We start from the raw sequence: 14995 nt of genomic DNA, 5'->3' as shown, positions 1-14995 counted from the left end.
GTGGATTCCGTTGCGGCAGCGCGTAATGGATTGGTTGCTGAATCGAATTGGCGAGGCTCCGCCGTACTTGTTCGGCATTTTGAGTACTTGGCGACTCTTTTTGCACGGTTCCAGCCAAGACGCCGGACGTCGCAACCGTGCTTCCAACCGAGTCTCCGGGAGGCAGTGCGATGTAAGCCTGAGGACACGATTTCGTAGAAGCTCCACCCTTAGCTGTGAAGTTCCAATAGGGTGTATCCGGTATTCATCCGGATTGGGTTTGAGCGGCTGGAAGTCGCCAAACACCCAATCGACGGACGCCCAACCGGCTGAACACCCGTAGGCATGCTCGACTTACCTTTGCCCGCCGAATCAAGATGGTCAAGCAGATGACTCTGAAGGCTTGGATGCTGTGCGAGCTGCAGCTGCAGCTGCAGCTGCACACAGTATCACTGCGCCCACGGCCAGGAAGTGGCTTGGTCGCCACCTGGCTGGCGGCGAAGCCTCCTCCAGGCCCTTGCACTGTCCGAAAGCCATCGACGCAGGTAAGACATTGCTCATCATCAAGTTGAGCAAGCGTCGAATGGCCGACAAATTTCTGCCAACACATAAAGTTGCAATCTACACTGCGTGCGCCCTAACCATTGGCAAGCCTCCCTCTTTGCTGCAACGCAGCACCTTTGTATTCGCCAAATTTGTTCGACACCAAGCGAGCTCTCTAGCCCTAATACCGATGGAAACACTCCACGACACGATGCGTCATCTGCGCTATCTGCGCCAATCTTTGTCGCAGGACAATGAGCCGATTGGATTCTTTCTATCGGCCGGATGTCCACTTTCAGTGTCTATGCCGGAAGGCGAGTGGCCTCTTATCCCAGATGTTGCCAATTTAACTCGTCACATAAATGAAAGATTGGCAGGCGACGAGAGGTTCAAATGCCTTATTACTGAACTAACAAAGGCGGAAAAAAATACCGAGAATATCGAAGATATCCTCAGCTTTGTACGCAGCTTAATTTTGGTTTCAAAGGGAGGAGAGGTTCGAGGACTAAAGGAGCAAGAGCTAAACGATCTAGAAACGAAAATTTGCCTCGAGATTACCAAAAAAATCAACGTCCTCCTGCCATCGAGTGAAACTCCATATCACCGCCTGGGGAATTGGATAAGGTCTATAGACCGAAAACAGGCAATTGAGATATTTACAACAAATTATGACTTGTTGGTCGAGCAAAGTCTAGAAGATAACGGGATTCCCTATTTCGACGGCTTTGTCGGAGCTCGTCGTTCGTTTTTTGATTTGCGAGCAGTGGAAGATGATTTAATTCCTTCGCATTGGACTCGCCTTTGGAAAATTCATGGCTCCATCAACTGGTGCCAAGAAATGAAAGATGGCCAAAGATCAGTGTATCGCGCATCTGACGTCAAAGAGAACGACTCCCATCTTATTTACCCCTCTCACTTAAAGTATGAAGAGAGCAGAAAAATGCCTTATCTCGCTTTAATTGATCAACTTAATAGATTTATACGCAAGAAATCTTCATTTCTCGTAATGTGTGGCTACTCATTTAACGATGGGCACCTAAATGACACCATCGTGAATGCGCTTAAGGCAAATCCTACCGGGATGGTTCTTGGATTGCAATTTGGGAAGTATTCCAAAGAAAACAATGATGCGGAAGCCTACCAAGAGGCGTACAAATTGGCAAAAAAACAGCACAATTTGAATATTTGGACATTTGACAAAGCCATCATCGGAACGAGTGTCGGTGCCTGGGTGATGCCTCGAGACACGGAATACGACGATCCCGAGTTGAAGAACTTTGTCGCATATGAGAAAAACTCTGAAGACTCGCACCCGTCAGCACCTCTTATAAAAATGGGGGATTTTTCCATTTTTACGGATTTCTTGAAAAGAATAATTGGTGACACAGGGAACTCCAGAGATGTCAAATAAGGAGACCTACTTAGGGGATGTCCAAGATGTAGACGGAACAACCGTCAGCATTACTTTGTCCAAAGATTCATTGACTGGATTTGTCTATATTGATGGGCAGGGATATCGAGCCGGCCAAATTGGTAGCTTTGTCCGTATTCCGATTGGATTTTCGAGTCTCTACGGGATTGTTAGCCAAGTCGGTGCAAGTGCGGCGCCAGCGACAAAATCACTCTCAGAAGAATTGGGTCATCGATGGATGAAAATTCAATTGATTGGCGAAGCGCCTCGTACTGGTGTATTTACTCGCGGCCTTTCGCAATACCCTACGATCGGAGACCAGGTTCACCTCGTGTCCGAGAAGGAATTAAAGAATATATATGGCCAACCAGATCGACCCTATTTCGTCAAGATAGGGCATATCTCAAACGCCGACTCTATTCCAGCGCTGATTGATGTCAACAAGCTCATCACCAGGCATTCGGCTGTTGTTGGAACTACTGGATCTGGAAAATCCACAACGGTTGCGAGTTTGATAAATGCGTTGTCCGATGGGGGTAGATATCCATCATCGCGCATTATTATGCTAGATCTACATGGCGAGTATGGAAGCGCATTAAAGGATCGAGCCGTAACTTATAAGATAGGCACGCCCAAATCAAACGGCACGGCGTATGAAAAAGAGCTTCACATCCCGTTCTGGGCACTAAGTTTCGATGAGTTGTGCGAAGTCAGTTTTGGCGAAATAACGAATGAAAAAGAGAAAAACATCGTTATGGAGCGAATTCAAAAATGCAAGGATCTTTCAATAGCTGCACACCCTCGAAAGGGAGCTTCCGCCGACACGCTAAGTGTGGATTCGCCCATTCCCTTTAGCCTGCATCACCTATGGCATGAGCTTTTTGTTGAAACCTTCGGAACCTATTACAGCAATAAAGGCGGGAGGCCAATCGAAAATTTGGCGTATGAGCTTGATGCTCATGGCAAAGAGCTAAAGGGAAATTCAGAGGCAGGAATTCCTCCGGTTTTCAAAAATGTAAAAAATGACAAAGGTGACGAAGAAAAGATAAACTATCTTCCCGGGGGGAGTAATCTAGGGAAGCATTTGTTGTCGCTAGGCGCAAAGCTTCGTATTCCGAGATATGACTTTCTCTTTAGGCCGGGTGACTGGAGTGTTGGTGCCGATGGTGCGGTAAATCGAGATCTAGATGGTCTTCTGATTGATTGGCTTGGCACCGACCGTCCCGTCACCATCTTAGATCTTTCTGGTGTTCCATCAGATATTCTTCAGACGACCATTGGCGCGCTTCTGCGGCTAATTTATGAAGCACTTTTTTGGTCTCGGAATCTGTCACAAGGTGGTAAATATCGTCCACTTTTGGTTGTGATGGAAGAGGCGCATATTTATTTGAATGACGACTTCAAGGGGATGGCTTCAAAAATTGTTCAACGAATTGTAAAGGAAGGTCGAAAATACGGAATTGGCGCAATGATTGTTAGCCAGCGACCTTCTGAAATTAATCCTACAATACTTTCTCAATGCGGAACTTTTTTTGCTCTTCGTTTGGCAAACTCTGCAGACCGCGGGCATATCAGCTCTGCACTCTCTGATAATTTAGATGGGTTGACAAATATGCTTCCCATTCTCAGAACCGGAGAGGCAATCGTTTTAGGAGAGGCTGTAAAGTTGCCAATGCGGACCCTCATCACGCCTCCCTCACGTAATGCGCGACCTGATAGTCAGGATCCTGTTATCTATGACGAAGCTCCGCTAGATGAAACTCAACACCCAGGGGGCTGGGGCATACCAAGAGAGGAAAAGCCAAATTACGAAGAGCTTAGTGAAGCTTGGCGCTCTCAAAATTCCCGCATATCACGAATCAAGTAAAAGGAAGAAAAATGGAAAGACAAGCTGTTACATCGAGCAATGTCGCGTCTGTCGGTTACGACGGAGAAACATTGACACTTGAGATTGAGTTTAACAATGGGACCGTGTATCAGTACTTTGATGTCACCGAGCAGATTTACAACGAACTGATATCTGCGGGCTCGGTTGGGGCTTACTTGGCGGCTAACATAAAGGGTCGATTCCGATTTTCCAAGGTTTAGGCGCGTGCTTTCATGAAAATTTGATCCCAAAGGAGTCTGGATTTTCATGATCACTTAACCCTGTATTCGTGTTTTTCGCTTCAAGAATGAAGACATTAAATGGGTTGATTGCAATGAAAAATTGCAATCAAATTGCAGAGAATTTAGCCGAAATGAAAGACTAAACCTTATGCCAACCCAAGCGTCAGGCTTGAATTAACAGCCCTCCAATGAACGACTGCTATAGCCGGCCGGCCGGTGTTGTGGCTTGGCGCGCTGGAACGCCTGCTTCCGCTTAACTGCGGGCAGCCGCTGCTCGGGCGCCCGCAGTTAAGCGCGAGCGGCCTCCGTTCGAAAGCAAGGAATCACGCGGTTGTGATGCGTCTCGCGATTTCCCCGGTAGTGGGCCCGCGTGACTGCGCGTGTATGGATCTGCCGCAGATTGCCCCGGTGCCTCCGCGCCCACACCATCAGGCCCGGCCCGAGCCTAGTCGCCGATAGGGAGCGAAGCGGACTGCCAGGTGTAGCTTGCTCACCTAGCCGGCGCACGTTGTAGAGGCTTGCCGCTGCGCATATTTGTGGCCATAGCGCGTGCGCTCTCAAGAGCCTCTACGTCCGACTGAACAGCACGGTCGAACGACCTGGCGATGAACTTGCGGCGGGCACGTGAATCCGCGGCCCAGGGTCGACCTGGGGTGGTGGGGCGCGTTTCTGTAGCCATCCCAGTATTCTCTTCCTAATCTGTACAGGATACCGGTCGATGGGAAAGCCCAGGCGGAGCATCGCGTAGTCGCGGATCGGCCGAGCACTTGGGCGCGTCCTCGCCGTTAGGACCAGCTGATGTGCGAGGTCGGTCAGGCAGCAGGCACTACAGCGGCAGCCAGCTTCGCAGGGTCTGACTCCGTAAAGCCGTGCGTGTTGGATTCCGCCGATCTCTGACCCTGGATTTCCATTGAATACTGACCCACTCGCTTTGTGAGCCTGAAGGCTTCACGGTGTGGATAAGTGCTTGGTGTTCTCCTTTGTAGGTTGAGGCTGCGCAGAACTGTTTTTGAACCTGAAGCTGTCGTTCCCGGTCTCCAGGATGTGGCACCGATGTGTCAATCGATCCAGCAATGCAGTCGTCATCTTCGCATCACCAAAGACGCTGGCCCACTCTCCGAAGCTGAGATTGGTGGTGATCACGACACTGGTTCTCTCGTAGAGCTTGGAGAGCAGGTGGAACAGCAGTGCTCCTCCTGATTCGCTGAAGGGCAAGTAGCCCAGTTCATCCAGGATCACCAGATCAACGTGCAGGAGCTTGTTGGCAATCTGACCTGTATGCCCGTTGGATTTCTCCACTTCCAGAGCGTTGACCAGTTCAATCGTCGAGAGGAAGCGGACCCGGTGACGGTGATGTTCGATGGCCTGCACCCCGATCGCGGTTGCGAGGTGGGTTTTTCCCGTTCCGGGCCCGCCAACGAGGACAACGTTGTGCGCCTGGTCGAGGAATTCGCATCTGTGCAACTGGCGCACCGTCGCTTCGTTCACTTCGCTGTGTCCGAAGTCGAACCCGACCAGATCCCGGTATGCGGGGAACTTGGCCAGCTTCATCTGATATGCCAATGAGCGCACTTCGCGTTCAGCCGTTTCAGCCTTCAGCAGCTTTGACAGGATCGGTTGAGCCGCTTCGAAGGCAGGTACACCTTGGTCGCCCAACTCCGACACCGCGTGGGCCATGCCATGCATCTTGAGACTCTTCAACAGGGTGACGATCGCCATCGTCGTCGAATCATGTGCCATGGCGTGCCTCCTTGCGCGGCTGCGCTTCTCGGAGTGAGTCATATCGCAACACATTCGCTTGCGGCTCGGTGGACAGTTTGAGTGCTTGTGGCGCAACCACTTCCGGGACGGCAGACTTCCCGTCGACCAGGCGATGCAGGATGTTCAGGACGTGTGTTTTGGTCGCAACCCCAGCATCCAACGCCGCCTCGACCGCAGCCAGGACCACGTGCTCTTCGTGATGCAGCACTAGCGCCAGGACTTCCACCATTTCTCGATCACCCCCCGGCTTCTTGAGCAACATCGCTTGCAGCCGTTTGAACGGCGTCGGTAGTTCTGCAAATGGTGCGCCGTTCCTGAGCGCACCGGGTTTCCTCTGCAGGACGGCCAGGTAGTGGCGCCAGTCGTAGATGGTCTGGCCAGTCACGTCGTGCCGTCGATCGACGATCCTGTTGTGCTCGCATATCACCTGGCCTTCGGCTGCCACCACCAATCGGTCGGCGTACACCCGCAGGCTGACCGGCCGATTGGCAAACGATGCGGGGACGCTGTAGCGCGTCCGGTCGAAGGTAATCAAGCAGGTCGGGGATACACGTTTGGTGTGCTCCACGAAGCCGTCAAACGCAGGCGGCGGAGGCATCAGGAAGGGTTTTTCCTGAGCCCAGATATCAGCGACAGTGCCCGGCAATTGGCCGTGGGCAATCTCCTTCCACAGTGCCTTGCATCGGACCTCGAGCCAATCGTTGAGCTCGGCCAGTGTCGGGAATGCAGGAACGGGCTGCCAGAGGCGATGACGGGCATCACGCACATTCTTTTCGATCTGGCCCTTCTCCCAGCCTGACGCCGGGTTGCAGAACTCGGCCTCAAAGAGGTAGTGGCTCACCATCGCACTAAATCGGACGTTGACGTCCCGATCCTTGCCGGTGCGGACCTTGTCCACAGCCGTCTTCATGTTGTCGTAGATCCCACGCTTGGGCACGCCGCCCAGCACACGGAAAGCATGGTTGTGTGCATCGAACAGCATTTCGTGGGTTTGCAGAAGGTAGGCACGCGCGGTGAATGCTCGGCTGTGGCTGAGCTTCAAATGCGCGACCTGCAGCTTGGTGCGCTCGCCTGCGATCACGGCCCAATCCTCGCTCCAGTCGAACTGGAATGCCTCGCCGGGACCAAAAACCAGCGGCACGAACGTGCCGCGGCCGGCAATACGTTGTGCTTCCTGTCGATCAGCCTGCCATTTCCGACAGAAGGCCGCCACGCGGCCGTAGGAGCCTTCGAAGCCCAACGCGACCAGGTCTGTGTGGATCTGCCGCAGATTGCGCCGCTGTTTCCGCGATTTGGTTGCCTCGATCGCGAGCCAGGTCGCGAGCTTCTCGGCATAGGGATCGAGCTTGCTTGAACTTGCCCGCTTGGCGTAGCGCGGCTCTTCATCGCCGCCTCGCAGGTACTTCTTTACGGTGTTGCGAGACAGGCCTGTACGCCTTGCAATCTCGCGAATGGACATCTGCTCACGCAGGGCCCAGCGTCTGATGACACTCAATGTCGCCACGTCTATCACTCCTAGGATCCCCTGCTCTAAAAATCAGCAGGGTAGGGTTTTACGTGGGTCAGTCTTAGACGGAAATTACTGCGTTAAGAGGGTCAATTTTCGGCGGAAATCAACACGGGGCGTGTTTTTCATCCAAATTTGAGCCAAAAAGAGTCCGATTTTTCATGCTCGCTTGACCCTGCATTCGAGCTTCCCGCTCTACGAATGAAGGCAATAGATGGATCAATTGAAATGAAAAACGTGGGTCAATGTTCAGCTAATTTAGTCGGGATCGGGGATCGAACCTTAGGCCAAGCGTCAGGCTTGAATTCGCGGCCCTACGAGGGCGCTTCGAGCAAGCAGCAGCAGACCAACGCGGATGGCTTGAGCCTCTCCACGTTGTGTCGAATCAACATTGCCAGATCCTTTAAGCTGTTGATTTAATTGGATTTTTGCATCAGCTAGATAAGGCCGATTCAGTCACGAATGGCGTTGTAAATCAGCGCCAGTGGCCGTGGCCATGACCGCGGTGATAGCCGCGACCGTAGTAGCGCGGACCATAGTAGGCCGGCGGCGCGTAGTAGACCGGTGCCGGGCGGTAATACACAGGCGGCGGCGGACGGTAGTAGACCGGCGGCGGCGGTGCGTAATACACCGGGGCCGGCGGCGCATAGACCGGGGCCGGATAGTAGGCGGGACCGCCCACCCCGACTGCCACGCCGGGCACGCCGACGCCGATCGACCAGCTCACGTCGCTGCGGGCGCTGGCCGAGGTGGCGGCAAACAGGGCACCGAAGGCCACCGCACCGGCGGCGGCCCATTTGAAGAAGGTAGAACGTGTGACGCTCATGATGTGGAACTCCTTGTTGGGGGGCGTTGTGCGCCCCATGTCCGTATTGAACGCTGCAATTGCAAAGCGGGTGGACGCTGCAATGTGAAGAGCGTTGCCAAAAGTAACCCCCGCAGGGCCCCCTCTAGAATGACACGATGACCTCCCCGACCGACAAAAGCGGCACCAAAACGACCGCTGCACCGAGCAATTTCCTGCGCCATGTGATCGAGAACGACCTCGCACAGGGCGCCTACGCAGGCCGCACCTGGGGCGGTTCCCCCGGCGACGCCACTCACCACGCCCAGGGCATGCCCGACCCCGCCAAGGTCCGCATGCGCTTTCCGCCCGAGCCCAACGGCTACCTGCACATCGGCCACGCCAAGAGCATCTGGCTGAACTTCGAGCTGGCCAAGGAATACGGCGGCGTGTGCCACCTGCGCTTCGACGACACCAACCCCGAGAAGGAAGAGCAGGAGTACGTCGACTCCATCCGCGACGCCGTGAAGTGGCTCGGCTACGAGACCTACCTGGCCGACCGCCCCAGCGCGCCCGGCACGTTGCAGGAACACGAGTACTTCGCCAGCAACTACTTCGACTTCATGTACGAAGCCGCCGAGTACCTGATCGGCGCCGGCCTGGCCTACGTCGACGAACAGACGCCCGACGAGATGCGCGCCAACCGCGGCGACTTCAACACGCCCGGCACCGACAGCCGCTTCCGCATCCGCACGCCTGAAGAAAACCTCGCGCGCTTTCGCGAGATGCGCGACGGCAAGCTCGACGACGGCGCCGCCGTGCTGCGCGCCAAGATCGACATGGCGAGCCCCAACATCAACATGCGCGACCCCGCGCTGTACCGCATCCGCCGGGCCACCCACCACAACACGGGCGACAAGTGGTGCATCTACCCGATGTACACCTACGCGCACCCCATCGAAGACGCGCTGGAGCAGATCACCCACTCCATCTGCACGCTCGAGTTCGAAGACCAGCGCCCCTTCTACGACTGGCTGCTCGACCGCCTCGCTGAAGGCGGCCTCATCGCCAGCCCGCACCCGCGCCAGTACGAGTTCGCGCGCCTGAACGTCACGCACGTGATGACCAGCAAGCGCAAGCTGCGCCAGCTGGTCGAAGAAAAGCACGTCGATGGCTGGGACGACCCGCGCATGCCCACCATCGCCGGCCTGCGCCGCCGCGGCTACACGCCCGCGGCGCTGCAGCTGTTCTGCGAACGCAGCGGCACCACCAAGTCGGGCGGCTGGATCGAATACGCCAGCCTCGAAGCCGCGCTGCGCGACACCCTCGACCCCATCGCCCCGCGCGCCATGGCCGTGCTCGACCCGGTGAAGCTCGTCATCACCAACTGGGGCGAACTGATGGGCGGCCCCAACAAGGATGAAAGCGCACTCGACGATTGCTCCGCCCCCATCCACCCGCACCACCCCGAACTGGGCAAGCGCGAATTCAAGCTCGGCCGCGAGGTCTGGATCGAACGCACCGACTACGAAGACGTGCAGCCCAAGGGCTTCTTCCGCCTGTTCCCCGGCAACAAGGTGCGCCTGAAGTACGGCCACGTCATCGAATGCACCGGCGCCACGCGCGATGCCGACGGCAAGCTCGTCGAAGTGCAGGCCACGCTCGTGCCCGACACCAAGAGCGGCACGCCCGGCGCGGACGCCATCAAGGTCAAGGGCAACATCACCTGGGTGGCCGCGGCGGATGCCGTGCAGGCCGAGGTACGGCTGTACGAGCGGCTGTTCGCCGAAGCCAACCCGGGCAGCGGCGAGCTGCTGGAAGAGCTGAACAAGCACAGCCTCGAGGTGTGCACCGCGTTCGTCGAGCCGTCGCTGGCGAAGGCCGAACCCGGCGTGGGCATCCAGTTCGAACGGCACGGCTACTTCGTGCGCGACACGAAGGGCGCCGCAAACGGACAGACGGTCGTGTTCAACCGCGCGGCCGGGATGCGGGACAGCTGGGCCAAGTAAGCCCGTTTGTCGTACTTTCCTGCGAAGCCGGGGCCGTCGTGGCCCCGGCTTTTTTCATGGCCTTATCAATTAACATAAGTTATTGATTTGAAATAGTTTTCCGTATAGATTAAGACTCTTGATTTTTATACGGAAAGTCATGAATTTCCAGGACATCGGCGACGACGCCCGGCGCCAATACATCGATGCCAGAGCCACGTTCGAGGCCCTCGAAGCGGCAGAGCTGCAAGCCGCAAGCGTGCGCGGCGGCATGTACTGGAAAACGGTGAATGGCGTCGAGTACCTCGTGCGCACCAGCATCCGTAACGCACAAAAAAGCCTCGGGGCGCGCAGCCCTGACACCGAGGCCATCCACGCAGGCTTTGTTCTCCGCAAGGAAGAAGCCGAAGGGCGCGTCAAGGATCTCGGTGAGGCACTCGCACGCCATCAGCGCATGAACCGGGCCCTGTTCGTCGGTCGCGTGCCGACCATCGTCATCGACATCCTCGACATGCTCCACCGCGCGGAGATCGCGGAGCACTTCACCGTGGTGGGAACACATGCGCTCTACGCCTACGAAGCCGCAGCGGGCGTGCGCCTGCAGAGTGCTGCGGTGGCCACGCGTGATGTCGATCTGCTCTGGGACACCCGCAAGCGTTTCCGTTTGGCAACTCAGTTGAGGCGGCTCGACTCGTCCATGCTGGCGTTGCTGCGCAAGGTCGACAAGACCTTCGCCCTGATCGCCGATCAACGCTACACGGCAGTCAACAGCAAGGGCTTCGAGGTCGACATCCTGCGTCGCGAAGCGCAAGAACAAGACCCCCACCCGGCACAGCTCAGCGACGCTGAAGATGACTTCTGGGCCGTGCAAGCTCACAACGCACAACAGCTGGTGAGTGCCCCGCGCTTCTCGTCCGTCGTGGTCGGCACCACCGGGCACATGGCACGCATGAATACCGTGCATCCACTCGCCTTCGTGCGCTTCAAACGGTGGCTGGCCGAGCAATCCGATCGCGATCCACTCAAGTCAGGACGCGACAGCTTGCAGGCGGACACCGTGGAACAACTGGTGCGAGACTATCTGCCGCAGTTGGCCCCTTCGCCACGCGATGCCACCCGCCCATGAATCTGCCCACGACCTCCCGCCTCATCCGCTTCAACAAACCCTACGGCGTACTCAGCCAGTTCACACCCGAGGGTCGCTGGCGCGGGCTGAAGGACTTCATCGACCTTCCCGGTGTCTACGTCGCTGGCCGCCTCGATGCCGACAGCGAAGGCCTGCTGCTGCTCACCGACGACGGCAAGCTGCAGGCGCGCATCGCCGATCCGCGCTTCAAGATGGAGAAAACCTACTGGGTGCAGGTGGAGGGCGTGCCGACCGAGGAGGCGCTGGCGGCGCTGCGCAGCGGCGTGCAACTCAACGACGGGCCGACGCGTCCGGCCAGGGCTCGCCTGCTCGACCCGCCGCCCGCCGTCTGGAACCGCGAGCCCCCGATCCGCGAGCGCAAGCTCATTCCCACCGCGTGGCTGGAGCTGGCGATCAGCGAAGGCCGCAACCGCCAGGTGCGGCGCATGACGGCGGCCGTCGGGCTGCCGACACTGCGCCTCATCCGCGCCGCCATCGGGCCCTACACGCTCGACGGACTCGCACCCGGAACCTGGCTGGATCAACCCGGCGGCTGAGCCGTCGCACCGCAAACTCTTTCTCCCGAATCCATTTCATGCACACGAACTCTCCCTTCTCCGACTTGCCCTCCGCAGCCCTGAATCGCCGAGGCGCCGTGCTCGGCGCGCTCGGCCTGCTCGCGCTGCCGACCATGCACGCCAACGCCGCCAATCCGACCAAGACCGCGACGAAGAAGCAGCCCACGCCTGATGTCTGGCCGCACGCCTCCCTGGTGCCCGGTGGCGTCGCCCGCCTGTCGCTCGGCCCCGCGTCCACGCGCCCCAAGGCCTTCGCCGGTGACGTGCCCTTGCTGGTGCTCGGTGACCCGATCGAATGGACTGCGCTGGTCGGCATTGCGCTCGCCGCGCAACCCGGCGAGGCCAGCATCACCGTGCGCGCCGAGGGCAAGCCCGAGCGCCAGATCGCCTACACCGTCGCCCCCAAGCAGTACCGCGAACAACGCCTGACGGTCGCACCGCGCACGGTCGATCTCTCCCCGGAAGACGAGGCCCGCTACGTCAAGGAGCGCGATCACCTGACCGGCGTGATGGCCACGCTCACCGACCTGCGCCCCGACGCCGCGCTGCAGATGCGCGTGCCCGTGCCGGGCCGCCGCTCCAGCTCCTTCGGCCTGCGCCGCGTGTTCAACGGCCAGTCGCGCAATCCGCACAGCGGCATGGACATCGCGGCCGGCACCGGCACGCCCGTGCGCGCGCCATTGGCCGGCAAGGTGATCGACACCGGCGACTACTTCTTCAACGGCGGCACCGTCTGGCTCGACCACGGCGGCGGCCTGCTGACGATGTACTGCCACCTGAGCCGCTGGGATGTGAAGGTAGGCGACGTGCTCAAGGTCGGCGACACGCTGGCCGCCGTGGGCGCCACTGGGCGGGTGACGGGGCCGCACCTGCATTGGGGGGTGATGCTGAATCGGACGATGGTGGATCCGGCGTTGTTCGTTGCGGCTTGAGGTGCGCGGGGTCGGCCCCCGCCCGGCTTATAAACGGGCCTTCCGAGGAGTGAGGCGAGCGACCCATGGCAAGACAGACAAGAGCCGAGCGCCGACGTGAGCGCGCGCAACAGGAACTGGCCGGCAAGGGCTGGACAGCGATCTTCGTCGGCATCGTGCTGCTGGTGGTGGCACCCGCCTTCCTGAAAGGCCCGATCGTGGGCGCACTGGGACCGGCGCTGCGGCCCGCCGGTTGGCTCGCGTTGGCGATCGGTGCTGTGCTGCTGGGCCTGCACTACATCGTCCGCCGTCAACCCGCTCGGGTGGCGATCGATCCTGCAGCACCTCAAGCTGCGGCCCGGCCCACGCCCGCCTCGACCGCAGAGCGGCGCGAACCCGTGCTTTCGACTGCGCCATGGAAAGAGTCTTCTTCGACGACGGTGCCCCACACCGACCAGAAATCGCAATGGGGCCCCGCCGTACTCCGTGCCATCGAGTGGCGGCGCTTCGAGGCCTTGTGCGAAGCGCTCTATGCGCAGGCCGGGTTCACCACCCGCAGCCAGTCGCACGGCGCCGATGGTGGCGTCGATATCTGGCTCCAGTCCAGACACAGTGACGTCCCGCGCATCGTGCAATGCAAGCATTGGCAAGGCAAAGCCGTGGGCGTGAAGGAAATGCGCGAGTTCCTCGGCGTGATGGCCTCGCATCAACTGAAAAGCGGGACCTACGTGACAAGCTCGACCTTCTCGACGGAGGCGACTGCGTTTGCCAAAGCGAACGGCATCCATGCCCAGGATGGCGCAGCCCTGCTCAGGCTGATCGCCCAGCGCACGCCCGAACAACAGGCGGCGCTTCTCGCTGTCGCCTATGAAGGCGAGTACTGGCGCCCCACCTGCGCGAGTTGCGGCACCAAGATGGTCGAGAAAACCTCGTCCAGGAACGACGGCAGCTTCTGGGGCTGCGCCAACTATCCAAAGTGCCGGGGCAGGACGATCCCGAAGTCCAAGGCACCTGTGGCGATCTAGCCCGGAGACGCGCCATGGCCGATCGACCGCTCTTCACCGAAGCCTGCCTCGAAACCGCATTCCCACGCACCGAGCGCCGCGAAGCTCTCGCGGTTCTTAACAACCGCCTGCACCCCGCCCTGCAGAAAATCGTCGCCGCCGAAGTCGCCTCGGGCAATCGCGTGGTCGACGTCGGCATCGACTGGCCCGACGCGGGCTCGGTCCACGTCACGCTCCACAGGCACTTCACCGACCGGCACGCCAGCGAGGACGCGGCCTTCAGCCTCTGCGACGACCCGCACTACTGGCACGCCGACTACAGCACCGCGGAAAAACCGCGGCACCTGCTGATCTGCTGAAGGACGCCGCCCTCAGAGTCAGAGCGGCCGGGTCAGGTACACCGCCTCGCGCCCCACGATCGCGCGTTGCGCGGGCATGAAGATCGTGCAGTCGTCGCACAGCGCGCGGATTTCCTCGTTGCCGTTGGTGGCGATCAGCTCGCCCTTGGCGAAGGTCTCGAAGCCGATCAGTGGGCGCACGAAGGCGAAGTCTTCCGACTGGATGACGTAGGTCTTCAGCAGCTCGAAGCGGCGCTGCGGGCCGGGCGCGGGCACGGCGGGGTCCTTGTCGATGAGGCCGAAGTGGGCCAGGAAATCGAGCGAGATGGCGGTGGCGAGGTCGGAGGCGGAGCGCAGGAAGTGCTGGCCGCATTCGGCCACCAGCGCCACGCCCTTGCCGTCGGCCTTGCCGTGCTGGCCGTGCTGGATCAGCGGCGTGCCCGAGCCCAGGCCGTCGGGCATCACGAGGTGCACCGACGGGCGGCCGATGGCCATGGCGGCCTCGGCGTTGCGGTCGAACGCGGGGTAGACCCAGAACGGGATCACCGGCTGACTCGTGGAATGGATGTCGAGGATGTGGTCGGCCGCGCTCACCACGGGGCGCAGCACGCGGGCGCGGCTCAGCTCGGGGCTGTCTTCGGTGCCGTCGAGCCACTCGGGCGACCACACGCGGTTGAGGTTGTGCACCAGCTGACGGCTGTCGAAGGGCAGCGCCTCGTTGAAAGACTCATACGCCGCCACGTTGGCGAAGCTGATGGTGAGCGTGCCGATCTTCGGACGCACGCCGGTGTCGAGCAGGTGCGTGGCGGCGGTCATGCCGCAGATCTCGTTGCCGTGCGTCAGCGCGTTGATCAGCACGTGCGGGCCGGGCTTGCCCGACTCGAAGCGGTGCACGTAGTCGATGCCGATGTTGCCCTCGCGGTAGGCGGACAGGTCGCGGGGGAGGACTTCGAGGG

General features: G+C 59.2%; 13 protein-coding genes and 1 pseudogene. 10 read left to right on the top strand and 4 right to left on the bottom strand.

Annotation, left to right across the window (positions count from 1 at the left end; all coding sequences use genetic code 11):
- Positions 1-308: 308 nt before the first annotated feature.
- The 4 genes and pseudogenes from D3H34_RS35005 to D3H34_RS22460 form a co-directional block, all read left to right on the top strand.
- A pseudogene (locus tag D3H34_RS35005) lies at positions 309-565 on the top strand (IS481 family transposase); the annotation flags it as partial.
- Positions 563-1933 carry an SIR2 family NAD-dependent protein deacylase gene (locus D3H34_RS22470; protein WP_434057709.1) on the top strand — a complete coding sequence of 457 codons (1371 nt, stop codon included), beginning with the start codon at positions 563-565 and terminating at the stop codon, positions 1931-1933. The pseudogene D3H34_RS35005 and the gene D3H34_RS22470, both read left to right, overlap by 3 nt.
- Positions 1923-3800, top strand: coding sequence for an ATP-binding protein (locus tag D3H34_RS22465; RefSeq protein ID WP_119556504.1), 1878 nt, complete (start codon positions 1923-1925; stop codon positions 3798-3800). Before D3H34_RS22470 ends, D3H34_RS22465 begins: the two co-directional genes overlap by 11 nt.
- Positions 3801-3811: 11 nt before the next feature.
- Positions 3812-4021 (top strand): KTSC domain-containing protein, encoded by a 210-nt coding sequence (locus D3H34_RS22460; protein WP_119556464.1) that lies wholly within the window; start codon positions 3812-3814, stop codon positions 4019-4021.
- A 969-nt stretch (positions 4022-4990) separates the two neighbouring features.
- On the opposite strand, the gene istB is transcribed toward D3H34_RS22460, so the two are convergent.
- From istB to D3H34_RS22445, 3 genes are all read right to left on the bottom strand, one after another.
- Positions 4991-5782: an IS21-like element helper ATPase IstB gene (gene istB / locus D3H34_RS22455; RefSeq protein ID WP_119556463.1), complete on the bottom strand. Its 792-nt coding sequence runs from the start codon at positions 5780-5782 to the stop codon at positions 4991-4993.
- Positions 5772-7316 carry an IS21 family transposase gene (gene istA / locus D3H34_RS22450; RefSeq protein WP_119556462.1) on the bottom strand — a complete coding sequence of 515 codons (1545 nt, stop codon included), beginning with the start codon at positions 7314-7316 and terminating at the stop codon, positions 5772-5774. Before istA ends, istB begins: the two co-directional genes overlap by 11 nt.
- A gap of 469 nt (positions 7317-7785) precedes the next feature.
- Positions 7786-8136 (bottom strand): hypothetical protein, encoded by a 351-nt coding sequence (locus D3H34_RS22445; protein ID WP_119556461.1) that lies wholly within the window; start codon positions 8134-8136, stop codon positions 7786-7788.
- A gap of 137 nt (positions 8137-8273) precedes the next feature.
- Here D3H34_RS22445 and D3H34_RS22440 point away from each other — a divergent pair, with 137 nt between their 5' ends.
- The 6 genes from D3H34_RS22440 to D3H34_RS22415 all read left to right on the top strand — a co-directional run bounded on the left by D3H34_RS22440 (position 8274) and on the right by D3H34_RS22415 (position 14060).
- The gene (locus D3H34_RS22440) at positions 8274-10103 is read left to right on the top strand and encodes a glutamine--tRNA ligase/YqeY domain fusion protein (protein ID WP_119556460.1); all 1830 of its coding nucleotides are present in this window, start codon (positions 8274-8276) and stop codon (positions 10101-10103) included.
- Between the two features lie 139 nt (positions 10104-10242).
- On the top strand, positions 10243-11208 hold the full coding sequence (locus D3H34_RS22435; protein WP_119556459.1) for a GSU2403 family nucleotidyltransferase fold protein: 966 nt from the start codon (positions 10243-10245) through the stop codon (positions 11206-11208).
- Positions 11205-11765 carry a pseudouridine synthase gene (locus tag D3H34_RS22430; RefSeq protein WP_119556458.1) on the top strand — a complete coding sequence of 187 codons (561 nt, stop codon included), beginning with the start codon at positions 11205-11207 and terminating at the stop codon, positions 11763-11765. The genes D3H34_RS22435 and D3H34_RS22430 overlap by 4 nt, the downstream gene beginning before the upstream one ends.
- Positions 11766-11803: 38 nt before the next feature.
- Complete coding sequence (locus D3H34_RS22425; RefSeq protein ID WP_119556457.1) at positions 11804-12718, top strand: M23 family metallopeptidase; 915 nt, start codon at positions 11804-11806, stop codon at positions 12716-12718.
- A gap of 65 nt (positions 12719-12783) precedes the next feature.
- The gene (locus D3H34_RS22420; RefSeq protein ID WP_119556456.1) at positions 12784-13722 is read left to right on the top strand and encodes a restriction endonuclease; all 939 of its coding nucleotides are present in this window, start codon (positions 12784-12786) and stop codon (positions 13720-13722) included.
- Positions 13723-13736: 14 nt separating this feature from the next.
- The gene (locus D3H34_RS22415) at positions 13737-14060 is read left to right on the top strand and encodes a hypothetical protein (protein WP_119556455.1); all 324 of its coding nucleotides are present in this window, start codon (positions 13737-13739) and stop codon (positions 14058-14060) included.
- Between the two features lie 18 nt (positions 14061-14078).
- Here D3H34_RS22415 and D3H34_RS22410 read toward each other — a convergent pair.
- A partial coding sequence (locus D3H34_RS22410) for a M14 family metallopeptidase (RefSeq protein WP_119556454.1) occupies positions 14079-14995 on the bottom strand: 917 nt, incomplete at its 5' end.

Source organism: Acidovorax cavernicola (assembly GCF_003581445.1).
Note: the sequence above shows the minus strand (reverse complement) of the source record. Positions and strands in the feature narration are given on the sequence as shown.

Bases quoted from the DNA above. Each gene is read 5' to 3' on its own strand.
- D3H34_RS22470 (WP_434057709.1), top strand. From the start codon at position 563: ATGGCCGACAAATTTCTGCCAACACATAAAGTTGCAATCTACACTGCG.
- D3H34_RS22465 (WP_119556504.1), top strand. From the start codon at position 1,923: ATGTCAAATAAGGAGACCTACTTAGGGGATGTCCAAGATGTAGACGGA.
- D3H34_RS22460 (WP_119556464.1), top strand. From the start codon at position 3,812: ATGGAAAGACAAGCTGTTACATCGAGCAATGTCGCGTCTGTCGGTTAC.
- istB (WP_119556463.1), bottom strand. From the start codon at position 5,782: ATGGCACATGATTCGACGACGATGGCGATCGTCACCCTGTTGAAGAGT.
- D3H34_RS22445 (WP_119556461.1), bottom strand. From the start codon at position 8,136: ATGAGCGTCACACGTTCTACCTTCTTCAAATGGGCCGCCGCCGGTGCG.
- D3H34_RS22440 (WP_119556460.1), top strand. From the start codon at position 8,274: ATGACCTCCCCGACCGACAAAAGCGGCACCAAAACGACCGCTGCACCG.
- D3H34_RS22435 (WP_119556459.1), top strand. From the start codon at position 10,243: ATGAATTTCCAGGACATCGGCGACGACGCCCGGCGCCAATACATCGAT.
- D3H34_RS22430 (WP_119556458.1), top strand. From the start codon at position 11,205: ATGAATCTGCCCACGACCTCCCGCCTCATCCGCTTCAACAAACCCTAC.
- D3H34_RS22425 (WP_119556457.1), top strand. From the start codon at position 11,804: ATGCACACGAACTCTCCCTTCTCCGACTTGCCCTCCGCAGCCCTGAAT.
- D3H34_RS22420 (WP_119556456.1), top strand. From the start codon at position 12,784: ATGGCAAGACAGACAAGAGCCGAGCGCCGACGTGAGCGCGCGCAACAG.
- D3H34_RS22415 (WP_119556455.1), top strand. From the start codon at position 13,737: ATGGCCGATCGACCGCTCTTCACCGAAGCCTGCCTCGAAACCGCATTC.